Annotated in this window: 19 protein-coding genes; 4 read left to right on the top strand and 15 right to left on the bottom strand. The window is 52.4% G+C overall.

Translation table 11 applies throughout. The features are described 5' to 3' along the window. Nucleotides 1–650: 650 nt before the first annotated feature. Genes DD606_RS12460 through DD606_RS12450 form a run of 3 tightly spaced genes read right to left on the bottom strand, consistent with a single transcriptional unit; the run spans nucleotide 651 to nucleotide 2513 of the window. The gene (locus DD606_RS12460; protein WP_050868168.1) at nucleotides 651–1433 is read right to left on the bottom strand and encodes a hypothetical protein; all 783 of its coding nucleotides are present in this window, start codon (nucleotides 1431–1433) and stop codon (nucleotides 651–653) included. Beyond that, nucleotides 1420–2277, bottom strand: coding sequence for a helicase RepA family protein (locus DD606_RS12455; RefSeq protein WP_028120224.1), 858 nt, complete (start codon nucleotides 2275–2277; stop codon nucleotides 1420–1422). The genes DD606_RS12460 and DD606_RS12455 overlap by 14 nt, the downstream gene beginning before the upstream one ends. Before the next feature lie 5 nt (nucleotides 2278–2282). Continuing rightward, complete coding sequence (locus tag DD606_RS12450) at nucleotides 2283–2513, bottom strand: AlpA family transcriptional regulator (protein WP_023308174.1); 231 nt, start codon at nucleotides 2511–2513, stop codon at nucleotides 2283–2285. A gap of 86 nt (nucleotides 2514–2599) precedes the next feature. On the opposite strand from DD606_RS12450, the gene DD606_RS12445 reads away from it, so the two are divergent. Beyond that, nucleotides 2600–3562 carry a LuxR family transcriptional regulator gene (locus tag DD606_RS12445; RefSeq protein ID WP_224433089.1) on the top strand — a complete coding sequence of 321 codons (963 nt, stop codon included), beginning with the start codon at nucleotides 2600–2602 and terminating at the stop codon, nucleotides 3560–3562. Between the two features lie 578 nt (nucleotides 3563–4140). Here DD606_RS12445 and DD606_RS12440 read toward each other — a convergent pair. From DD606_RS12440 to guaB, 4 genes are all read right to left on the bottom strand, one after another. Continuing rightward, nucleotides 4141–4770 (bottom strand): hypothetical protein, encoded by a 630-nt coding sequence (locus DD606_RS12440; protein ID WP_129258707.1) that lies wholly within the window; start codon nucleotides 4768–4770, stop codon nucleotides 4141–4143. 123 nt (nucleotides 4771–4893) lie between these two features. Continuing rightward, nucleotides 4894–6084 (bottom strand): site-specific integrase, encoded by a 1191-nt coding sequence (locus DD606_RS12435; protein ID WP_089633363.1) that lies wholly within the window; start codon nucleotides 6082–6084, stop codon nucleotides 4894–4896. A gap of 306 nt (nucleotides 6085–6390) precedes the next feature. Continuing rightward, nucleotides 6391–7968, bottom strand: coding sequence for a glutamine-hydrolyzing GMP synthase (gene guaA, locus DD606_RS12430; protein WP_003860599.1), 1578 nt, complete (start codon nucleotides 7966–7968; stop codon nucleotides 6391–6393). A 67-nt stretch (nucleotides 7969–8035) separates the two neighbouring features. Further along, nucleotides 8036–9502, bottom strand: coding sequence for an IMP dehydrogenase (guaB, locus tag DD606_RS12425; RefSeq protein WP_003860601.1), 1467 nt, complete (start codon nucleotides 9500–9502; stop codon nucleotides 8036–8038). Between the two features lie 159 nt (nucleotides 9503–9661). On the opposite strand from guaB, the gene xseA reads away from it, so the two are divergent. The 3 genes from xseA to DD606_RS12410 are packed head-to-tail and all read left to right on the top strand — an operon-like array spanning nucleotide 9662 to nucleotide 12463. Beyond that, nucleotides 9662–11035, top strand: coding sequence for an exodeoxyribonuclease VII large subunit (xseA, locus tag DD606_RS12420; protein ID WP_023314642.1), 1374 nt, complete (start codon nucleotides 9662–9664; stop codon nucleotides 11033–11035). Nucleotides 11036–11093: 58 nt separating this feature from the next. Then, complete coding sequence (locus tag DD606_RS12415; RefSeq protein ID WP_032609828.1) at nucleotides 11094–12113, top strand: M4 family metallopeptidase; 1020 nt, start codon at nucleotides 11094–11096, stop codon at nucleotides 12111–12113. Next, the gene (locus tag DD606_RS12410; RefSeq protein ID WP_003860606.1) at nucleotides 12113–12463 is read left to right on the top strand and encodes a protealysin inhibitor emfourin; all 351 of its coding nucleotides are present in this window, start codon (nucleotides 12113–12115) and stop codon (nucleotides 12461–12463) included. The genes DD606_RS12415 and DD606_RS12410 overlap by 1 nt, the downstream gene beginning before the upstream one ends. On the opposite strand, the gene DD606_RS12405 is transcribed toward DD606_RS12410, so the two are convergent. The 8 genes from DD606_RS12405 to rodZ form a co-directional block, all read right to left on the bottom strand. Then, nucleotides 12460–12681: a zinc ribbon domain-containing protein gene (locus DD606_RS12405; protein WP_032609830.1), complete on the bottom strand. Its 222-nt coding sequence runs from the start codon at nucleotides 12679–12681 to the stop codon at nucleotides 12460–12462. The genes DD606_RS12410 and DD606_RS12405 overlap by 4 nt on opposite strands. A gap of 58 nt (nucleotides 12682–12739) precedes the next feature. Continuing rightward, nucleotides 12740–14281, bottom strand: a complete 1542-nt coding sequence (locus DD606_RS12400) for a peptide MFS transporter (RefSeq protein ID WP_003860609.1) — start codon at nucleotides 14279–14281, stop codon at nucleotides 12740–12742. A gap of 299 nt (nucleotides 14282–14580) precedes the next feature. After that, entirely contained in the window at nucleotides 14581–16053 is a 1473-nt protein-coding gene (gene der, locus DD606_RS12395; protein WP_003860611.1) for a ribosome biogenesis GTPase Der, read from the bottom strand. 112 nt (nucleotides 16054–16165) lie between these two features. After that, a complete protein-coding gene (gene bamB, locus DD606_RS12390; RefSeq protein WP_003860612.1) occupies nucleotides 16166–17344 on the bottom strand; it encodes an outer membrane protein assembly factor BamB in 1179 nt (392 codons plus the stop codon). 10 nt (nucleotides 17345–17354) lie between these two features. Beyond that, nucleotides 17355–17975, bottom strand: a complete 621-nt coding sequence (locus DD606_RS12385; RefSeq protein WP_003860614.1) for a YfgM family protein — start codon at nucleotides 17973–17975, stop codon at nucleotides 17355–17357. Between the two features lie 13 nt (nucleotides 17976–17988). Beyond that, nucleotides 17989–19263 carry a histidine--tRNA ligase gene (gene hisS, locus DD606_RS12380; protein ID WP_022649001.1) on the bottom strand — a complete coding sequence of 425 codons (1275 nt, stop codon included), beginning with the start codon at nucleotides 19261–19263 and terminating at the stop codon, nucleotides 17989–17991. 81 nt (nucleotides 19264–19344) lie between these two features. Then, nucleotides 19345–20463, bottom strand: coding sequence for a flavodoxin-dependent (E)-4-hydroxy-3-methylbut-2-enyl-diphosphate synthase (gene ispG / locus DD606_RS12375; RefSeq protein WP_003860619.1), 1119 nt, complete (start codon nucleotides 20461–20463; stop codon nucleotides 19345–19347). A 26-nt stretch (nucleotides 20464–20489) separates the two neighbouring features. Next, entirely contained in the window at nucleotides 20490–21497 is a 1008-nt protein-coding gene (gene rodZ / locus DD606_RS12370; RefSeq protein WP_023325062.1) for a cytoskeleton protein RodZ, read from the bottom strand. Nucleotides 21498–21691 lie beyond the last annotated feature (194 nt).

Below are 21691 nucleotides of genomic sequence, written 5' to 3'. Positions count from 1 at the left end.
GGCGGTAGCCTGGCAGCCTCGCAGAGCAGGACGCCCTTGAGCCGCGATGCGGCGAATAGGGAGTGGTAAAGTTGGAACACCGTAGCGGTGGGCCTACTTTACATGTCCTGCCCTCCTGTTGCCGTAGTATATCTGTGCACATCAATGTGTATTTCAGTGTACAGGATGTGTTTTCTTAGCGTATTAATATAGGATTACTCGGGTAAAGATCTGCAGCAAATGTGTTTCTTGCAAGGAAACTATATTTCTCCCTTTTGAAAATGACCTTTAGTAGTTATAAATGGGCGTCCACCAACTGTATTTATGTTTCGATATATTGTAAGAAATCTTTTATTTTCTCATGCACTTTTTTACTTACATTGTCAAAGCATGTGCATTGCAGATTTTAGCGGCTAAAATCTTCCTCCCTATGCCTAAAGCTAGGGGCGTACCTCATATGTCATAAAACCTACCTCAAGTGTCAATATACCAAACGAGTAAGTAATCTCTTCTTCTGGCGTACAACCATCGGCCTTTGGCCGATTCTAGATTTGAAAGCGCCTGCTCAGGCAGGTGATTTCAAAGACTGTAGTTCCTGAACGATCCTGTAAATACTGCTGAATAGTAAAAAATCGGGCCGCTGTAGCACGCTACCGGGCCGCTATAACACGCTATCGGGCCGTTGTGACACAATATCGGGCCGTTGTGACACGTTTTATCCTAGAACCGTTCAAATCAATTCCAATTTCCAGCAATTGCACGGAATCTTCTTTCAATCTCCGACGATAGTTACGTAAAGTCATATTACTCGTTCCTTCACCGCACACTGCTAATATCAACGTATCCATATACCACCCTCCTAAAGGATTATTCCTATGGGTTAAGACATGACGAGCGACTGCCTGGCTAATACCATGTTGTAGCCGAGCTATGGGGCCAGGATGATAATAAAATGGCAAATCTTTTTTGAGTAACATCGCTAATGCAACACCCAGACGGACACGCCATAAACGGCGTTCTCCCCCAGTCAAAGGATCTGGACGCGTCATAGGTGATGGCACTACATGATCGATCAGTCCCCCTATTATACAGTCGCCGCTTTTCTCCAGCTCTGGCGTTATAATTTCAACTGTTGCGACGCGCAGATCTAAAAGCAATTTCTGTATACGACCATAACTGTATTGTGCATCGGATAGCGTTCGGCGTACTTTCGCTGGATCTACTAATAATTCGATTCCACCATCAGAAATTTCACGACGTTGCTCGGCAACATATAATATTGTCTCTACGATATCGGCATGACGCTGTCCGAGCCGTCCGGTAACACGACAACGACCAAAACTAGTCTCCATCCATTGTCCCTTCACCTCCTTAGGACGCTGGCTTGGCTGGTACAGAATTACTCGGGCTTGCCAAGCTGTACTTGTGGGTGCCACTTTATTACCAGTTGTCATTGTCAGCACCACTCCAGGTAGATGTTCTTTCTTTAGTAAGCTTTTTATTATTCTTCGAGCTGAGCGCCGTTATTTTTAATACTCCCCCCTCATGTCTCTGTAACCAACGATCTGGCGCACGTTCTCCATAATTTACTTTATTTATTCCAAATCTAACAAATTGACCTCGAACATCATCAGAAATACCATACGTCTTCGCTTCCAAGGCGGTCATGCCCGCCAGATAAGATTGCCACCGTATATTATCAACCAGGACGCTACTACCCCTGCTTGCCTGCTGTATATCACCAACCCCCATCGTGGCAGCGCCTTTGTTTGAATGGTGTAGAAATATAATCGAACATCCAGTATCAGCAGCAATACCTTCTAGCTTTCCAATGACTTTGGACATTGCTGCGCTATTATTCTCATCCTCCTGGTGGAAACGGCGAAGAGTATCCAAAATTATTAAACGTCTACCTTTTGAAACTTCATTGATCAAGTTGCTCCAATCCGGCAAGAAAATATTTGGACACTTCCCTACCAAAGGTTCGACCAGTAGCTTATCAGCTACAATCTGCTGCTGACGTGCTGTTAGATATTTTCCCAAAGCATATAAACGATGGTGAACGATGGTTTCAGAGTCCTCCACAGGTAAATATGCCACCAACCCAGTCGGATATTCACCAAAGTTTAAAAGATCTACACCACAAGTAATCTGCACAGCCAATTGTAATGCCAGCATTGACTTTCCAGCACCTCCCGGAGAAACAATCGCTCCGATAGTACCAATAGCCAAATTAGGCAAGACGTAATCAATTGGTTGTGGCTTAGCTTCAAATGCTTCCATTATGTTCAATGACATTGCTGTTACCTACCTAAAACAACACCGGGTCTGGCCGCTTTAAACATTGCTGATTTACGATCCGCAATCCACTGTTCTACTTCGGATAACTGCCATGCAACATTTCGGCTAGTAAGTGCTATACGGCGAGGAAACTCGCCTCGCTGTTCAAGGTTATAAATAGTGCGGGCTGACAATGGGATCATTTCCAGAAGTGTTTTTCTGTTAATGAGCGTGCTATGTGCCTTTGTTTGCATCTGCCTTCCTCCTGTTTCCAATCAGGCCTATACAATGCCAAGCATTACCACTTGCTAAAACCTATTCATTGGCTAAAATGGTTGACATGAAAATTACTATCTGGGAAGGCTGTGACCTCACAGTTGCAGCTGCAATTAAATTATTTGTAGAGCGTAGTTATCCGTACTCCATATTTTCACGGAGGTATCCAATACTGCGTCTCATACAGGAAGTTATTGATCCAGCAGTAGCTGCTTATGTAAATTCCCTGCCACCAAGTCATAAAGACTACATTTCTGGAGTAAATCTAGGATTTAGTGATGTACTTAAAAAAGTGGGCTTAAACGTCGTAGTACAGGCACAAAGACTTCTTTTGCGTAATTTCGTTCTGACTTTAGATCAACAAACTTCTCTTGATAAATGCTTTACCGCTACGATTGAGTCTCTTATTGAATTAGTCAGTGAGTGCGCATCCAAGCGGCCGAAGAAATCCTCTCCTGCAAAAGGAGTAACTATAAATTCACAGCGTAAGCTCGGTTATTGCGAGTTCTGCGGTAATCTAACCGAATTTTCCAAGTTGATCAGTGAGATATCAGAATTTGTTGCTAACGATAATGAGTTCCCCGTTCATGAAAAACAGGTCCTTAGTCATCGATATTGTTCTGACCATAGGCCCAAACTCACCAATGGTCTATGGAATCCCAAATACAGACAAGGAAAGCGGTCTCTCGAACAGTTCAATAAAGAATTAATAAGGCTTAGACGGCAATGCGCTAAACCGCATAAAGCTAACGCAAACACAGGGGATATATTGATTGATACCTATTTTCATGAGTGGATGCAGGGTCAAACTTTAACCCCAGCAGATCTAGATAAACTTAGGAATATTGCCAGACGAATGGTTGACTCCAAATTCACTGATACTAAGAAAAAAATAATCATATTAAAACACCAAGGTTTTAACCAGTTTGAAACCGCACAGGTTTTAGAAAAAAATCACTACACAACTATGACAAAGCAGGCTGTGTCCAAGGCCTTAGCGTCTGTGAGGAAAGAATTTTATATTTAAAATAGTATATCCACGAGCTATTATGGTGGCAGTTTAAGTCTTAATATCATCCACTTTATTGAATTATAACCAGCCACTTACGAGTGGTTTTTCGCGATTACTCTGCTTCAAATTGATGATTTTGAAAATACAGTATTATAGTTTATTGTTTGTAGCGCAGCTGTAAGCGTTATGCAAAACGGATCACAGTGATACTACCTCACCAGTAAATCACTGAAGCCGATCTGTAATGACATAGAACGAATTGGTTTTATGGTTATGCAATGGCTCATCCCCTTACTTGTCCCTGACCATAAAAAGCATTCGCTTTCCTGAAAGCAAGTCTAAGCCAAGGGGCGTTTACAGTTGTCTTCTCTTGGCTCATTAGGTACTGGCTTAATTATTAGAATCATGTCGGTGGCATTTAAGTCCAAATATGCCCAAACTTTTAGCAGCTAAAATTCGTCTTCTCATGTAGGGTCAAGAAGCTTATGACTTAACCTATTGATTATGTGAATTACCTTGTGAGTATTACTCGTAGGATGGAATCTTCCAAAACTCTGACAATTCACTCTGAATGCATGGTAACAAAGAACAGTTTAAACCATGGTCTGTTCAGCGTTAAATTTCTCAAGATAGACTTCCATTTCGCGAGTCCACCTAGGGGTAGGTACCGAGGTGATCATTAGCCAAGGAAACCACCATACAAGCATGAAGAGTAACATAAGCGGTGCGATCATTTCGGCCGAAGAATGAGAAACTATATACATAATGAATAATATTAGTAGAACTGTGTTTACAATCTGACCTACCAGAAAAAGACGCCAGCGAAAACAATGCCATTTCCTGTTGAACACAATCCGTCCATCCCGTTCTTCGAGCCAGTTACGCCACGGCTTGAGATAACCAGCCCGCAACCCATAACGATCACACATTATTACAGCCAAATCCTGCAGCCGATAATTATACAAGCCTGTGAGCCGATAAAGGCTGCGCTGACGAAGCTCACGCTTTGCCAGACGGACCGAATTTTTATTCAAATATGGCTGTGTCAGCATTTGCTCTAGCCGGCGCTTCCTAAGATTGAGTAGTCCACGAAATACACTTCCAGATTCAGCATTAATTACTCTGTGACGAACTACACCGAGTGCAATATAGATACACAGCAATAGCCAGCCGGTCTTAGGGTATTGATTCATCCATTGTATAATTACAGACAACTCAGGCACTTTTATTTTTCCTTTTTATGCAATCCAGATAAAACCAGTAAAGATTCAGTAAATTTTAGCGGCTAAAATTGCTCTCCTGGCGTAGATAAAAGAAGTATATCCACTTAAATTACTGATTATTAACTACTTACTAGTCCATTCATCAATCATATTCGCCCAATCTTGTAGCATCTCGGCCCTCTGCTCACGATATTCAGCCTTGTTATAAACAGCTCGTACCCCCTTTTGTTCATGGGCAAGGCACTTCTCAATCCAGTCAGTATTGTACCCGGCCTCATGTAGCAAGGTGCTGGCAGTACGCCGTAAGTCATGGGGACCAAACTTAGGTAACAACTCCCCTTCTTTCTGAGCCAGACGATACGTCAGTGTCAAAACCCGGTTTAAAGTAGCGCTACTCATTGGCGCATCGGAATCGTACCGCGAAGGAAGGATAAAATCAGAGCTACCGGCAAAGGTTTTGAGAGCAATCATAATATCCATTGCCTGTCTGGAAAGAAAAACCAAATGTGGATTACGTCGTTTCATCCTCTCCTTTGGTATCGTCCATAATGCCTCACTAAAATTGATCTCGTTCCAGGTTGCGTTAGTAAGCTCACTTTTACGTACCATCGTTAACAGCAAAAGTTTAACCGCTGCTCTGATTGATGGCGTCGTTCCTACCCGTTCCATGTACCGATACATCAGACCAATTTCAACTGGCGTCAATGCCCTGTCACGAGGCTCAAATTTCGCTATGCTTGCAGGCCGTACCAGATCAGCGGGATTCTCAACCTTCTGACCGCGCTCAATAGCCCAGCGATAGACTTGCAATACAATCTCTCTGGCGTGCACAGCTGTCGCCGGTGCCCCTCTCTCGACAATGTTATCGGTTAATGCGCGTAAGTCTTCATGTGTAATCTCCGTCAATTTCTGCTGCGCAAATTTTGACTTCAACTCCCTTTGATATACCGAACGCCGCATATCACGCGTCGATTCAGCCATTTGATAACCGCGTAACCATTTCTCAGCCCATGCACCAAAAGTCTCCGCATCTTTGATACGAGCTTTATCTCTAGCTTTTTCCCTCGCAGGCGATCTTCCACTGGCAACCATTTTTTTAGCTTCATTGAGCCGTTCACGCGCTTCTGCAAGCGTGATCCCTCCAACACCATAGCGGCCAAAAGTAACGGTCTCCTGTCTTCCGTTTATTGAATAGTTATAACGAAATGAAATAGTTCCAGCCGGAGTGACCGCAACATACAGACCATCACGGTCATTAACTTTATAGAGTTTCTCCTTCGGCTTAAGGTGACGCAGCCTGGTGTCAGTCAACATGTTTTATTGTTTTCCTTTATCAAAAATACCATGTTGTAAAAAATTCAGAAAAGTTGTTTAACTATCTGTTTTTAATTGAGTTATAAAAAATAAATACCATAACTCAACCGAAATTTATCACATGGTACTTTTTCAAACCTGAATTCGAAACCAGAGAGTACCATCAAAAATTCCATTGAAAAAACCGTGCTTCCCGTTGCTAACAGCTGCCAGAAAGTGCCAGATACAAAAACAAAAAAGCCCGCAGTTACGCGGGCTTAGAGGTACTTTACTGCTTTTACGTGCAGGCTGTTGCCAGACGCGAAATCATTCCCACTCGATCGTCGCCGGTGGCTTGCCGCTGATGTCATACACCACGCGGGAAATGCCGTTCACTTCGTTGATGATGCGGTTAGACACGCGGCCTAAGAAGTCATACGGCAGGTGCGCCCAGTGCGCGGTCATGAAGTCGATGGTTTCCACCGCACGCAGGGAAACAACCCAGTCGTACTTACGGCCATCGCCCATCACGCCGACGGAGCGTACCGGCAGGAACACGGTGAACGCCTGGCTCACTTTGTTGTACAGGTCAGCTTTGTGGAGCTCTTCGATGAAGATCGCGTCCGCGCGACGCAGCAGGTCGCAGTACTCTTTCTTCACTTCGCCCAGCACGCGTACGCCGAGGCCCGGGCCCGGGAATGGGTGACGGTAGAGCATGTCGTACGGCAGCCCCAGCTCCAGACCGATTTTACGCACTTCGTCTTTGAACAGCTCACGCAGCGGTTCCACCAGACCCATCTTCATCTCTTTCGGCAGGCCGCCCACGTTGTGGTGAGATTTGATAACGTGCGCTTTACCGGTTGCGGAGGCCGCAGACTCGATCACGTCAGGGTAGATAGTGCCCTGCGCCAGCCATTTCACGTCTTCCAGCTTCAGCGCTTCTTCGTCGAACACTTCCACGAACACGCGACCGATGATCTTACGTTTCGCTTCCGGATCGTTCTCGCCTTTCAGCGCGTCCAGGAAACGCTGCTCGCCTTCCACGTGAACGATGTTCAGACCGAAGTGGTCGCCAAACATGTCCATAACCTGCTTCGCTTCGTTCAGGCGCAGCAGGCCGTTATCCACGAAGACACAGGTCAGGTTTTTGCCGATGGCGCGGTGCAGCAGCATCGCGGTCACAGAGGAGTCCACGCCACCGGAGAGGCCGAGGATCACTTTGTCATCGCCAACCTGCTGGCGGATACGCTCCACGGCGTCGTCGATGATTTTTGCCGGGGTCCACAGGGCTTCACACTGGCAGATGTCACGCACGAAGCGCTCCAGCATGCGCATACCCTGACGGGTATGGGTCACTTCCGGGTGGAACTGCACGCCGTAGAAACGTTTTTCTTCGTTCGCCATGATGGCGAACGGGCAGCTTTCGGTGCTGGCAACGGTCACGAAGTCGGACGGGATGGCGGTAACCTTGTCGCCGTGGCTCATCCACACGTCCAGCAGCGGCTTGCCGTCTGCGGTCAGGGAGTCTTCGATACCGCGCACCAGCGCGCTGTCGGTGACAACTTCAACCTGTGCGTAGCCGAACTCACGCTCGTTAGAGCCTTCTACGTGGCCGCCCAGCTGCATCGCCATGGTCTGCATACCGTAGCAAACGCCGAACACCGGTACGCCCGCTTCGAACACGTACTGCGGCGCGCGCGGGCTGTTCTCTTCGGTGGTGCTTTCCGGGCCGCCGGACAGGATGATGCCGCTTGGATTGAATTCGCGAATCTGTGCTTCCGTGACATCCCACGCCCACAGCTCACAGTAAACGCCCAGCTCACGCACGCGGCGCGCCACCAGCTGAGTGTACTGAGAACCAAAGTCCAGGATGAGAATGCGATGTTTATGAATGTTTTCCGTCATTGACGCTAATTCCGAGGCAAGTGAAACAAAACAAAGCGCCCGGCATTGAGCCGGGCGCGGAAATTTATCAGGAGCCCAGACGGTAGTTCGGGGACTCTTTGGTGATCGTCACGTCGTGAACGTGGCTCTCCTGGATACCCGCACCGCTGATGCGTACGAATTCCGCTTTGGTACGCAGCAGGTCAATGGTACCACAGCCGGTCAGCCCCATACAGGAGCGCAGGCCGCCCATCTGCTGGTGAATGATCTCTTTCAGGCGGCCTTTATACGCCACGCGACCTTCGATACCTTCCGGTACCAGTTTGTCAGCAGCGTTATCGGTCTGGAAGTAACGGTCAGAGGAACCTTTAGACATCGCGCCCAGGGAGCCCATACCGCGGTAGGATTTATAAGAACGCCCCTGGTAGAGTTCGATTTCACCCGGGGATTCTTCGGTACCGGCCAGCATGGAGCCCACCATCACGGCTGCGGCACCTGCGGCGATCGCTTTGGCGATGTCGCCAGAGAAACGGATACCGCCGTCCGCGATAACCGGAATACCGGTGCCTTCCAGCGCTTCAACCGCGTCAGAAACCGCCGTGATCTGCGGCACGCCTACGCCGGTGACGATACGGGTGGTACAGATAGAGCCAGGACCGATACCCACTTTCACCGCGCTGCAACCCGCTTCCGCCAGCGCGCGAGCGCCTGCGCCTGTTGCTACGTTACCGCCGATGATCTGGAGATCCGGGTATTTAGCACGGGTTTCACGAATACGTTGCAGAACGCCTTCGGAGTGGCCGTGGGAGGAGTCAATCAGCAGCACGTCAACGCCCGCAGCAACCAGCGCGTCAACGCGCTCTTCGTTACCCGCACCTGCGCCAACCGCAGCGCCGACGCGCAGACGGCCATGCTCGTCTTTACAGGCGTTCGGTTTACGTTCTGCTTTCTGGAAATCTTTAACGGTGATCATGCCGCGCAGGTGGAAGTTCGCGTCCACTACCAGCGCTTTCTCAACGCGTTTTTCGTGCATTTTCGCCAGCACCACGTCGCGGGTTTCGCCTTCACGCACGGTCACCAGACGCTCTTTTGGTGTCATGTAGACGCTGACAGGCTGGTTCAGGTCAGTCACGAAACGCACGTCACGACCGGTAATGATACCCACCAGTTCGTTGTCTTCAGTGACTACCGGATAGCCTGCAAAGCCGTTACGCTCGGTCAGGGCTTTCACTTCGTGCAGCGTGGTGGTTGGCAGAACGGTCTGAGGATCGGACACGATACCGGATTCATGCTTCTTCACGCGGCGAACTTCTTCCGCCTGACGCTCGATAGACATGTTTTTGTGGATAAAGCCAATGCCGCCTTCCTGTGCCAGGGCGATAGCCAGACGCGCTTCAGTCACGGTGTCCATTGCTGCGGAGAGCATAGGAATGTTCAGACGAATGGTTTTCGTCAACTGCGTGCTGAGGTCGGCAGTATTCGGCAGAACGGTGGAGTGAGCGGGAACGAGGAGGACGTCGTCAAACGTCAGTGCTTCTTTAGCGATACGTAGCATGGGCAATATCTCTGACCTGGGTGGTTAAATATTGCCGTGGCATTATACAGAGCGTAACCGATTGCATCCACACTTTTTTGAAAAAAATGCTTGCGCTCACCTCTCAGAAGGTTACTATCGACTGAATAACTTGCTGATTTAGAATTTGATCCCGCTCACATGTTATCCTCTCAATCCCCCTCAATTTATACTGTCAGCCGCCTTAATCAGACGGTACGTTTGCTGCTTGAGCAGGAAATGGGACAGGTCTGGATCAGCGGTGAAATCTCTAACTTCACGCAGCCTGCTTCCGGTCACTGGTACTTTACGCTGAAAGACGACACCGCTCAGGTGCGCTGCGCGATGTTCCGCAACAGCAACCGTCGCGTGACGTTCCGTCCTCAGCATGGCCAGCAGGTTCTGGTTCGCGCCAACATTACCCTGTATGAGCCGCGCGGCGATTATCAGATTATCGTCGAGAGCATGCAGCCCGCCGGTGAAGGCTTGCTGCAACAGAAGTACGAGCAGCTAAAAGCCATGCTTTCGGCTGAGGGATTGTTCGACCAGCAGTTTAAAAAACCCCTTCCCTCACCAGCCCACTGCGTTGGGGTTATCACGTCGAAAACCGGTGCGGCCCTGCACGATATTTTGCACGTCCTGAAGCGCCGTGACCCTTCCCTGCCCGTCATTATCTACCCGACTGCCGTTCAGGGTGACGATGCGCCGGGGCAGATCGTGCGCGCCATTGAGCTGGCGAATGCGCGTCAGGAGTGTGATGTCCTGATCGTCGGGCGCGGCGGCGGCTCGCTGGAAGACCTGTGGAGCTTTAACGACGAGCGCGTGGCGCGGGCAATCTTTGCCAGCCTTATCCCGGTGGTAAGCGCCGTCGGCCATGAAACGGATGTGACGATAGCGGATTTTGTCGCGGATTTACGCGCGCCCACGCCGTCCGCGGCGGCAGAGGTAGTCAGCCGTAACCAGCAGGAGCTGCTGCGTCAGATCCAGAACGGGCAGCAGCGCCTGGAGATGGCGATGGACTACTTCCTCGCCAACCGTACCCGCCGCTTTACCCAGCTTCACCATCGTCTGCAACAGCAGCATCCGCAATTGCGTCTCGCGCGTCAGCAAACCGTGCTGGAACGTCTGCGTCAGCGGATGAACTTCGCGCTGGATAACCAGCTTAAGCGGGCGGTATCGCGCCAGCAGCGCACGACGCAGCGTCTGAACCAGCAGAATCCGCAGCCGAAGATTTATCGCGCACAAACGCGGATCCAGCAGCTTGAGTATCGCCTCGCGGAAAATATCCGCTCACGCCTGAGCACCACGCGCGAGCGTTTTGGCAATGCGGTCACCCATCTGGAAGCCGTCAGCCCGCTCTCCACGCTGGCCCGCGGCTATAGTGTGACCACCGCGACGGACGGCAAAGTGTTGAAGCAGACGAAACAGGTCAAAGCCGGGGATGTACTCACCACCCGGCTTTCTGACGGCTGGGTCGAGAGTGAGGTGAAAGAGATCAAACCGATGAAAAAAACGCGCCAGCGTAAAAGCGGATAAATCTTCGCCGGTTACAAACTATACTGCTGCTATTGCCTTTTTTAATAAGGAGAGCAGCATGCCCCATCTTCATAGCGTCATCCCTCCGTATATTCTTCGTCGTATTATCGAAAGCGGGTCAGAGCCCCAGCAGCGCTGCGCCCGTCAGACATTAACCCATGTGCAAACCCTGATGGCGCATATGCCGGGCAAGCCCGCCGCGCCGCATGTGAATAAAGCCGGACAGCTTGAGCGTGACATCTACGATGCGAAACAGACCCAGGAGCTGCCGGGTACCCAGGTGCGCTATGAAGGCCAGCCCTCCAACGGCGATGTGGCGGTGGATGAAGCGTACGATTATCTGGGTATCACCCATGATTTCTTCTGGAAAGAATATCAGCGCGATTCACTCGATAACAAAGGACTGATCCTCACCGGCACCGTGCATTATGGTCGGGAATATCAGAACGCCTTCTGGAACGGCCAGCAGATGGTCTTTGGCGACGGTGACGGAGAAATCTTCAACCGCTTCACCATTGCCATCGACGTGGTGGCGCATGAGCTTAGCCACGGCGTGACCGAGACCGAAGCCGGGCTGATTTATTTTGAACAGTCGGGCGCGCTAAACGAGTCGCTGTCAGACGTGTTTGGCTCGCTGGTGAAGCAATACCATCTTAAGCAAACCGCCGATCGGGCAGACTGGCTGATTGGTGAGGGTCTGCTGGCGGAGGGTATCAACGGGAAAGGGCTACGTTCCATGTCTGAACCCGGTACCGCCTACGACGATCCGCTGCTCGGCAAAGACCCGCAGCCCGCGCACATGAAAGACTTCATCAAAACGCGCGAGGATAACGGCGGCGTGCATCTTAACTCCGGCATCCCCAACCGCGCGTTTTACCTGGCCGCAACGGCGATCGGTGGCTACGCCTGGGAAAAAGCGGGTTATGCCTGGTACGACACGGTTTGCGATCGCAACCTGGCGCAGGATGCGGATTTTGATGCCTTTGCAAAACTGACGATCGCGCACGGCGAGAAACGCTCCGGTAGCGACGTTGGGGCGGCTATAAAACAAGCCTGGGAACAGGTGGGAGTACTGTAATGCAGGTACCGGAACTGACGGATGACGCCGTGGTTGAGCTGGCCCGGGAAGGCGGCGTCGCCTTTATTCCTAAGCTGAGCGGTCAGCGCACAATCGCCCTCTCCACGCTCAACGAGGCGCAGCGTCAGCGCGTGGTAAATATTCTGGAACAGGCTATCCCGCGCGGACAGCCACCGGGCCAGGCGTCGTCTCCGGGCAGCGGCGATCAGCGCTATTTTCGCATTCAGATAATCTGGACCCGGCACAATCAGGCGCAGTATACCGATATTATTGTGCTGGTTCCGGAGCAGGAAGCGCCGGAATCGCTGATTGAGCTATGGCAAAAAGGAGAAGGCTGCGTGTGCGATTAAGCCCCAGCCCTGACGAACTCGACGCGTTTTTTTGAGATCAGCCCGTGGCCGTTCTGACAGAAGTAATCCACCGTGCCGCAGGCCTTGAGTACCTGAAGCGGCTGATGGCAGTCAGGGCAGCGCGCTTCGAGGGGAATATCTTTATTGCAGCTGTCGCAGTGCGCGATACCGTTTTGCGGCTCGAGCGCTGCGTGGCAATCCGGACAGGTAATCGACATGCTCTCTCCTGTTGAGTTGGGCCGGGACAGGACAACTGCCCCGGCAGACTGAATAGTATCAGGCTTCGGTAGCCGGTTTAGTTTGCGCATTTTCCAGCATGCGACGTACCGGAACAATGAGGACGATCAGCACCGCAGCACAAATCAGCAGCGCAATGGAGCAACGGGCAAAGAGGTCTGGCAGCATATCCAGCTGGTCGGCCTTCACGTGACCGCCAATCAGCCCCGCAGCCAGGTTACCCAGCGCACTGGCGCAGAACCACAGGCCCATCATCTGGCCGCGCATTCTTTCCGGCGCCAACAGGGTCATGGTCGCCAGACCAATCGGACTCAGGCACAGTTCCCCGAGCGTCAGCATCAGGATACTACCCACCAGCCAGAACGGAGAAACCCCTGCCCCACCGTTGCTCAGTACGTTCTGCGCCGCCAGCATCATCAGGCCAAAGCCCGCCGCTGCACACAGAATACCGATCACGAACTTGGTGATGCTGCTCGGACGAATGTTTTTGCTCGCCAGCTTCGGCCATGCCCAGCTAAATACCGGGGCCAGCAGAATGATGAACAGGGCATTAATCGACTGGAACCACACCGCCGGGATCTCAAAATCACCGATCATGCGGTTAGTGTAGTCGTTGGCGAACAGGTTGAAGGAGGTTGGCTTCTGCTCGAACGCGGACCAGAAGAACGCGGCGGAGACCAGCAGAATAAAGCACACCAGCAGCCTTGCGCGCTCTTTGCGATTCAGCCCGGCGAAGATGAACAGATAGATGAAGTAGAGCGCGACGGAGGCGGCAATCACATACACCAGCACGCTGGCGACCGCGACCGGATTAATCACAATCACGCCCTGGGCAATCAACGTAACGATGATTGCAACACCCACAGCCAGCGCCAGCAGCCAGGCGCCCACGCCGTTACGTTTCACTACCGGACTGTTCCAGGTGGAGTCCAGACCGACTTCGCTGTCGTAACGCTTCATGGCCGGAACGGCAAACACGCGGAAGATAATCAGGGCGACCAGCATCCCAATACCACCGATACCAAAGCCCCAGTGCCAGCCGTGGGTTTTAATCAGCCAGCCGGAAATCAGAGGGGCAATGAACGAGCCCATGTTGATGCCCATATAGAACAGCGAGAAACCGCCGTCACGACGCGCATCGCCCTTTTTGTACAGTGTCCCCACCATGACCGAGATACAGGTCTTGAACAGGCCGGAGCCGAGCACGATAAACATCAGGCCGATGAAGAACAGGTTGTCGCCCATGATGGCCGACAGGGCAATCGACAGGTGCCCAAGCGCAATCAAAATCGAACCGTACCAGACGGCCCGCTGCTGGCCGAGCCAGTTATCCGCCAGCCAGCCGCCCGGCAGCGCGGCGAGGTACATGGTGCCAGCAAAAATACCGACAATCGCCGAGGCGTTTTCACGCGCCAGGCCCATTCCGCCGTCATACACGGTGGCGGCCATAAACAGGATCAGTAGCGGGCGAATACCGTAAAACGAGAAACGCTCCCACATCTCGGTGAAGAACAGAGAACCGAGCGGATAAGGATGGCCGAAGAAGGTTCGGCTCTCTTTTTGATTAACAGAGGATTGCATAATTCTCCCGAAAAGGTATGTGTCGTGCTTGTAAACACCAGCATGTACGCCGAACGGTTACGTATCCGATCGATTTTTTACATGCGGCGAAATGTTGGTTAACCATTTGATAACCAGGCGCTAGTTTTGTCTAGTACCGAACCCTGGACTTTAAGACGAAAATTCGACGATTGTCTACTTTCTTAGATATAAACATGGTTCAAAGCGAATAGTGATTGACATCACACAGGGAAGGCGGGCCTTTTGAATGAGCGAAAAAAACCCGCGACAGGCGCGGGTTTTAGTGAGATCGGTAAGGATTATTTGCTTTTCTTAATGTGCTTAATCAAACGCTTACGCTTACGCATCTGGTTCGGCGTCAGGGTGTTGCGTTTATTCGCAAACGGGTTTTCCCCTTCCTTGAACTGAATACGGATAGGCGTACCCATCACGTCCAGCGACTTGCGGAAGTAGTTCATCAGGTACCGTTTGTAGGAGTCCGGCAGATCCTTCACCTGGTTACCGTGGATCACCACGATAGGCGGGTTATATCCCCCGGCGTGAGCATATTTCAGCTTCACGCGACGACCGCGCACCAGCGGCGGCTGGTGGTCTTCAGCAGCCATGTTCATGATACGGGTCAGCATCGCCGTGCTCTGACGGCGGGTAGAGCTGTCATAAGCTTCACGAACGGATTCGAACAGGTTGCCGACACCACTCCCGTGCAGGGCAGAGATAAAGTGAACGCGGGCAAAGTCGATAAAGCCCAGACGGAAGTCCAGCGTCTCTTTCACCTGCTCGCGCACTTCATTGCTCAGGCCGTCCCACTTGTTGACGACGATAACCAGTGAGCGCCCACTATTGAGGATAAAGCCGAGCAGAGAGAGATCCTGATCGGAGATACCTTCACGTGCGTCAATAACCAGCAGCACCACGTTGGCGTCTTCAATCGCCTGAAGGGTCTTGATCACCGAGAATTTTTCCACCACATCGGTGATTTTCCCGCGCTTACGCACCCCTGCGGTGTCGATAAGTACGTACTCACGTTCATCGCGCTGCATTGGAATGTAGATGCTGTCACGCGTTGTGCCTGGCATGTCGTAAACCACCACGCGCTCTTCGCCGAGAATACGGTTAGTAAGCGTAGACTTACCCACGTTTGGGCGACCCACGATAGCCAGCTTGATAGGCAGATCCTGCGGGTTGAAGTCGTCTTCCGGCTCTTCCTCTCCTTCTTCTCCGGCTTCAAACTGCGCCCAGTATTCAGCGTCCTCATCCACCTCTTCCGGTGGGTTTACTTCATCAACCCACGGCAGCAGAACGGTTTCCAGCAGGCTGGTGACGCCACGGCCATGCGAGGCCGCGATAGGATAAATATCGCCCAGGCCTAAAGACCAGAAATCCGCAATGGCCTGATCGGCATCGATGCCGTCAGTTTTGTTCGCCACCAGGAAGGTTGGCTTTTCGCGTGAACGCAGATGTTTAGCGATAGCAGAATCCGCGGGCATCAGGCCAGCGCGAGCATCCACCATAAACAGAACGACATCCGCTTCTTCGATAGCCAGCAGAGATTGCTCTGCCATGCGGGTTTCTACGCCGTCTTCCGTACCGTCAATACCCCCGGTATCGATACAGATGAACTCGCGTCCTTCCACCTCTGCACGACCGTACTTACGGTCACGCGTCAGCCCCGGGAAATCCGCAACCAGCGCATCACGGGTGCGTGTTAAACGGTTAAAAAGAGTGGATTTTCCAACGTTAGGGCGCCCGACAAGCGCGACCACAGGTACCATGTTTGAAGCCTCATAAAATTCAAAATAACGTCGCTTTCGCAGCGTTTTTAAAAATGTCAAAACGGCTCCTGAGTGAACAGGAGCCGTTTAGTATACTACAACCGCCGGGTAATTAACGCGTGATCGCGTACAGCGTGCCGTCTTTTGCCTGAATCAGCAGTTTGCCGTCAGCCACAACGGGCTCCGTCAGGAAGCCTGAGCTATCCACTTTCTGCTGTGCCACGAAGCGGCCATTCTCTGGATCGATCCAGTGCATATAGCCTTCGCTGTCGCCCACCACCAGGCTGCCGTTATACAGTGCCGGTGCGGTCAGCAGACGGTGCAGCAGATCGCTTTGCGTCCACAGCGTTACGCCACCTTCGGTGCTCAGCGCCAGCAGGCGGTCGTTCTGATCCACCATATAAATACGGTTGCCGTCGACGATGAAATCGTTCACGGAACCCAGCTCACGTTTCCACATGATCTGGCCGCTACGCAGGTCCAGCGCCGTCAGGTTGCCGTTATACGCCAGCGCGTAAACCACACCGTCGACGATAACTGGCGTGGTGTCCACGTCACTCAGACGGTCGATTTCAGTTGAACCGGTCGCCTGGGAAATACGCTGCTGCCAGATCATCTGGCCCTGCTGCATCAGTACCGCACTGACACGGCCGTTGTCACCGCCCACAATGGCGGCGCCAAATGCGGTCGCCGGAGCAGATTCACCACGCAGAGACAGCGCTGGCATATCCAGGTTAACCGTCCATTTTACCAGACCATCGGCTTCGTTCAGCGCCTGCAACTGGCCGTTGCTGGTATGGATCAGCACCAGGCCGTCGCTGACAACCGGACGCGACAAGGATTCACCGGCAACGGTGGTCTGCCATGCAACCGAACCGTCGCTGGCATTCAGCGCGTAAACCTGCGCTTTTTCGCTGCCCACATACACGTGACCGCCAGTAACGGTCAGGCCGCCAGAAAGCAGTGCAGGTTTACGGGAGAACCAGCCGTCTTTTTCCGCCAGGTTAATGGACCACACTTCTTTTCCGTCATCAGCGTTCAGCGCTTTAACGGTGCCTTTGCGATCGGCCGCATAGACAACGCCGTCAGCAAATGCCGGGTGCAGGTTGGAATAAAAATCGCCAATACCATCGCCTACGGAAGTGTCCCAGGCGGTGGATGGGGTGAACTGGTTTTCAACCGTCGGCAGCGGGGACATTTTAACAACGTCTTCTTCGCCACTGAACAGTGAACAACCACTCAATAACGTAACAGAAAGCAGTCCTGGCAGAAGTAATTTACGCAATTGCATTGGGTCCCTCTCAGACGGACAAATTATTTATTTTCATCTGCATCATTTCGCTCAGCGCAGGTGAAGCTTTACTATCCACGCCAGCTTGCCACGCTTTACGCGCGCCCGCTTTATCACCCTTACTCAGCAGTGCTTCACCGCGAAGATCGGCAACAATAGCGGCAAAGCCTTCGCCTTTAATGGTATCAAGCGTTTTGAGCGCGTCGTCGGCTTTTTTCTGCTGAACCTGGATACGCGCCAGACGCAGATTGATCACCGCTTTCAGATTATCGTCACTGGCAGCAGCAAGCCCCTGAGACAGTTGCGCAGCGGCTTTGTCCAGTTCGTTTTTATCAACATACTGCTGAGCCACTTCCAGCGCAGCCAGCGCGCCGTAGGTGTTTTTGTTGTCAGCGGCAAATTTCTCCGCAGCCGTCAGCGTTTGCGGCTGATCGGCACGGATTGCGCTAACGGTATTTTCGTAGTTCAGGGACGAACCGCGAGCAGAGTCAGCCTGATGATTGTTCCAGTAACGCCAGCCTACCAGCGCACCAACACCTAAAATAACCCCTACAACCAGTGCCTTGCCGTTTTCAGCAAAGAAGCGTTTAACCGCATCAACCTGGTCGTGTTCGTTCTCGTAAATTTCCACGCAGTCCTTCTCCTTAGCCCAATAGAGTGCGCAAGTGCGCCGCAACGCCATCCTGCGTTACCGTAGTTTGCTCACCAGAGCGCAGGTCTTTAACTACCACTTCGCCGTTGGCCACTTCGGACTCACCCAGCACCAGTGCGATACTTGCGCCCCACTTATCGGCACGAGCAAACTGTTTTTTAAAGTTGCCGCCGCCGTGGTTGGTCATCAGCTTAACGTCCGGCAGCGCATCGCGCACGCGTTCGGCAAGCTGCATTGCCGCAGACTGCGTATCCGCACCTGAGGCCACCAGGTATATATCGACAACAGGATCGGCTTTAAATTCCGGATTAACTGCCTGAACCAGCAAAACAAGTCGCTCAAGGCCCATCGCGAAGCCTACTGCCGGTGCTGCGCGACCACCCAGTTGCTCGACCAGACCGTCATAACGACCGCCAGCACAGACGGTGCCCTGCGAACCGAGGCTGGTGGTGACCCACTCAAATACGGTGCGGTTGTAGTAGTCCAGACCGCGCACCAGACGCTGGTTAACGGTATAAGCAATGCCCGCCGCTTCAAGCAGCTTGCACAGGCCGGCAAAGTGTTCGCGAGAATCCTCATCCAGGTAGTCACCCAGCGCTGGCGCATCGTTCAGCAGCGCCTGTACGTCAGGATTTTTGGAATCGAGTACGCGCAGCGGGTTGCTGTACATACGACGCTTACAGTCTTCGTCGAGCTTCTCTTTGTGCTGTTCCAGGAACGCCACCAGCGCATCGCGATAGTTCGCACGCGCTTCCAGAGAACCGATAGAGTTCAGCTCCAGGGATACGTGTTCAGAAATACCGAGCGCACGCCACCAGCGGGCAGTCAGCATAATCAGTTCAGCATCGATATCTGGTCCTTGCAGACCAAACACTTCCACGCCAAGCTGGTTGAACTGACGGTAGCGGCCTTTTTGCGGACGTTCGTGGCGGAACATCGGGCCGATATACCACAGGCGCTGCTCCTGATTGTACAGGAGACCATGTTCGATGCCGGCGCGTACGCAACCCGCCGTCCCCTCAGGACGCAGGGTCAGGCTGTCGCCGTTGCGGTCCTCAAAGGTATACATCTCTTTTTCAACCACGTCGGTTACTTCGCCGATCGCGCGTTTGAATAACGGGGTCTGCTCTACAATCGGCAAACGAATTTCGCTGTAACCGTAGCTGCCGAGCACCTGCTTCAGTGTGCCTTCAATGCGCTGCCAGATGGCGGTTTCGCCAGGCAGATAATCGTTCATGCCGCGGATGGCTTGAATGTTTTTTGCCACGTTTATTCTCTTTCTATATACAAAAAAGAACCCAAAGAATGGGTTCAATCATACATGGGAAGCAGCCTGCTTCCCATCACGTTATTTTTCAACCTGCTGAACGCTGATGCGCTGCGCTTCGTCCATCATCGTCGCTTTTGCACGAATGCGGGCTTCGAGCTGGTCGATCATGTCACTATTATCCAGACGATCTTTACGAACGCCATCCTCATAGAGACCACTTTTCTTGTTACCGCCGGTCACGCCCAGCGTGGACACCAGCGCTTCACCCGGACCGTTCACCACGCAGCCGATGATGGAAACGTCCATCGGGGTGATGATGTCTTCCAGGCGCTGCTCCAGAGCATTCACGGTGCCAATCACGTCAAACTCCTGACGTGAACAGGTTGGGCAGGCGATGAAGTTGATCCCACGCGCGCGGATACGCAGTGATTTCAGGATGTCGAAACCGACTTTGATCTCTTCCACCGGATCGGCGGCCAGGGAGACGCGTAACGTGTCGCCGATGCCTTCAGAGAGCAGCAGGCCGAGACCAATCGCCGATTTTACCGAACCGCTGCGCAGACCGCCCGCCTCGGTGATGCCAAGATGCAGCGGCTGATCGATCTGTTTTGCCAGCAGACGATACGATTCAACGGCCAGGAAGACGTCAGACGCTTTCACGCTCACTTTGAACTGATCGAAGTTAAGGCGATCCAGGTGATCGACGTGACGCATGGCGGATTCGAGCAGCGCCTGCGGCGTCGGCTCACCGTACTTTTCCTGGAGATCTTTTTCCAGAGAGCCAGCGTTTACGCCGATACGGATTGGAATGTTTTTGTCGCGGGCGCAGTCAACCACCATGCGAATGCGCTCTTCGTTGCCGATGTTGCCTGGGTTAATACGCAGACAATCGACACCGTATTCAGCGACTTTCAGCGCGATACGGTAATCGAAGTGAATATCGGCAACCAGCGGAACACTCACCTGCTGCTTGATCAGTTTGAACGCCTCGGCGGCGTCCATGGTAGGCACAGAGACGCGAACAATGTCCGCGCCGACGCGTTCTAATGCTTTGATTTGATTGACCGTCGCTTCTACATCCGTAGTACGCGTATTGGTCATCGACTGGACGGCGATAGGCGCCCCATCGCCGATTGGCACGTTCCCAACGTAAATCCGTTTCGATTTTCTACGTTGAATAGGAGCCTGGTTATGCATGTAAAATCTCCCGCATTGCCCGTCTGTTACTGTGCTGCTGATTGTTCGGCATTAACGGTAAGACGCGCAACCTGGTTAGTTCTGATAAAGCGGCTCAGATCGACAGGTTTTCCTTGATACTGGATCTGTACCGCTGCCGGTGCGCCGATTTTAAGCTTGTAAGGTGCCTGGCCCGTTAGATTTAACGTGCCATCTTTACGTTGCAGGCCGCTGAACAGCTTTTTACCTGTCGCGTCAGTCACTTCCAGCCAGCAATCAGCCGTAAAATTCATCACCAGCGCATTCGGGTCCACGGCAGGTGCCGCCGTGCCAGCCGGGTCAGTTGGCAGTGACGCCGCGGTGTTCTCTGCCGGTGCCGTTGCCGCAGGGGCGGTATCAACATTGGCCTGAGAAGGTGATACGACCGCGTTCTGATCCTGGGTCTGGGTGGCTGGCGCGGTATTCGCCGTCGCTTCTGGCGTCGCCGCTGGCTCGGTTGCAGGCGTGTTGCTTGCTGCCGACTGAGGTTCGCTGGAGGTCGCCCCTTCGGTGCTCAACGGCACGCTTTGCGCGCCGTTATTACCAGACTGATTAAGCTCAGCGGAGGACTGATCGGCCATGGTGGTGATCTCTTCCTGCTGCGCTTTGTGGTTTTGCCACCACCATGCGCCCGTCAGGCCGACAACCACAAACAGGACCAGCCAGGTAAAGCTCATCAGCCAGCCATCGCGTTTTTTACGACGTTTACCCAGAGAGAAGCTTTGCATCGGCGCAACTTTTGCCGCACGCACAGGCGCCTGCTTCTCCATCATCGGCAGTAATTCGTCTTCAGGGATATGAACCAGTTTGGCGTAAGAACGGATATAACCGCGCAGAAACGTTGAAGCCAGATCGGCGGGTGCCTTATCTTCTTCAATATCGCGAACGGTGGAAACCTTCAGGCACAGGCGTTCTGCAACGGCTTGCTGGCTAAGTCCGAGTTGTTCACGGGCGTTGCGAAGACGAACGCCAGTGGAGAGTGCTGCATTTTGATCGTGAGTGGCTTCAGTATTCATTCGCTACAACTACTGGTACGTGAAAATAAGGGTTCAGGTGCCGGTGAGTCACAATGCCACCCGCACCGCGAAACTTTAGGTCAGTTAACCTGGAACAAACAGTATAAGACTGTCGGGCCGCAGATGACAGCGCTGGCAGGCCTTCACGCTAAACTGTTGTTACGTCGTTACATACTGCCCGAAAGTCGTATGAA

This window comes from Enterobacter cloacae complex sp. GF14B, from assembly GCF_004136805.1.
GTDB lineage: Bacteria > Pseudomonadota > Gammaproteobacteria > Enterobacterales > Enterobacteriaceae > Enterobacter > Enterobacter hormaechei_C.
The sequence above is the reverse complement of the archived record's forward strand: the minus strand, read 5'-3'. Positions and strand labels throughout refer to the sequence as shown.

Coding starts and splice junctions, on each gene's coding strand:
- ispG (WP_003860619.1), bottom strand. CDS start 20,463: ATGCATAACCAGGCTCCTATTCAACGTAGAAAATCGAAACGGATTTAC.
- DD606_RS12450 (WP_023308174.1), bottom strand. CDS start 2,513: ATGCAAACAAAGGCACATAGCACGCTCATTAACAGAAAAACACTTCTG.
- rodZ (WP_023325062.1), bottom strand. CDS start 21,497: ATGAATACTGAAGCCACTCACGATCAAAATGCAGCACTCTCCACTGGC.
- DD606_RS12460 (WP_050868168.1), bottom strand. CDS start 1,433: ATGACAACTGGTAATAAAGTGGCACCCACAAGTACAGCTTGGCAAGCC.
- DD606_RS12445 (WP_224433089.1), top strand. CDS start 2,600: ATGAAAATTACTATCTGGGAAGGCTGTGACCTCACAGTTGCAGCTGCA.
- guaB (WP_003860601.1), bottom strand. CDS start 9,502: ATGCTACGTATCGCTAAAGAAGCACTGACGTTTGACGACGTCCTCCTC.
- guaA (WP_003860599.1), bottom strand. CDS start 7,968: ATGACGGAAAACATTCATAAACATCGCATTCTCATCCTGGACTTTGGT.
- DD606_RS12400 (WP_003860609.1), bottom strand. CDS start 14,281: ATGCAATCCTCTGTTAATCAAAAAGAGAGCCGAACCTTCTTCGGCCAT.
- xseA (WP_023314642.1), top strand. CDS start 9,662: ATGTTATCCTCTCAATCCCCCTCAATTTATACTGTCAGCCGCCTTAAT.
- DD606_RS12415 (WP_032609828.1), top strand. CDS start 11,094: ATGCCCCATCTTCATAGCGTCATCCCTCCGTATATTCTTCGTCGTATT.
- der (WP_003860611.1), bottom strand. CDS start 16,053: ATGGTACCTGTGGTCGCGCTTGTCGGGCGCCCTAACGTTGGAAAATCC.
- DD606_RS12405 (WP_032609830.1), bottom strand. CDS start 12,681: ATGTCGATTACCTGTCCGGATTGCCACGCAGCGCTCGAGCCGCAAAAC.
- DD606_RS12435 (WP_089633363.1), bottom strand. CDS start 6,084: ATGTTGACTGACACCAGGCTGCGTCACCTTAAGCCGAAGGAGAAACTC.
- bamB (WP_003860612.1), bottom strand. CDS start 17,344: ATGCAATTGCGTAAATTACTTCTGCCAGGACTGCTTTCTGTTACGTTA.
- DD606_RS12455 (WP_028120224.1), bottom strand. CDS start 2,277: ATGTCATTGAACATAATGGAAGCATTTGAAGCTAAGCCACAACCAATT.
- DD606_RS12410 (WP_003860606.1), top strand. CDS start 12,113: ATGCAGGTACCGGAACTGACGGATGACGCCGTGGTTGAGCTGGCCCGG.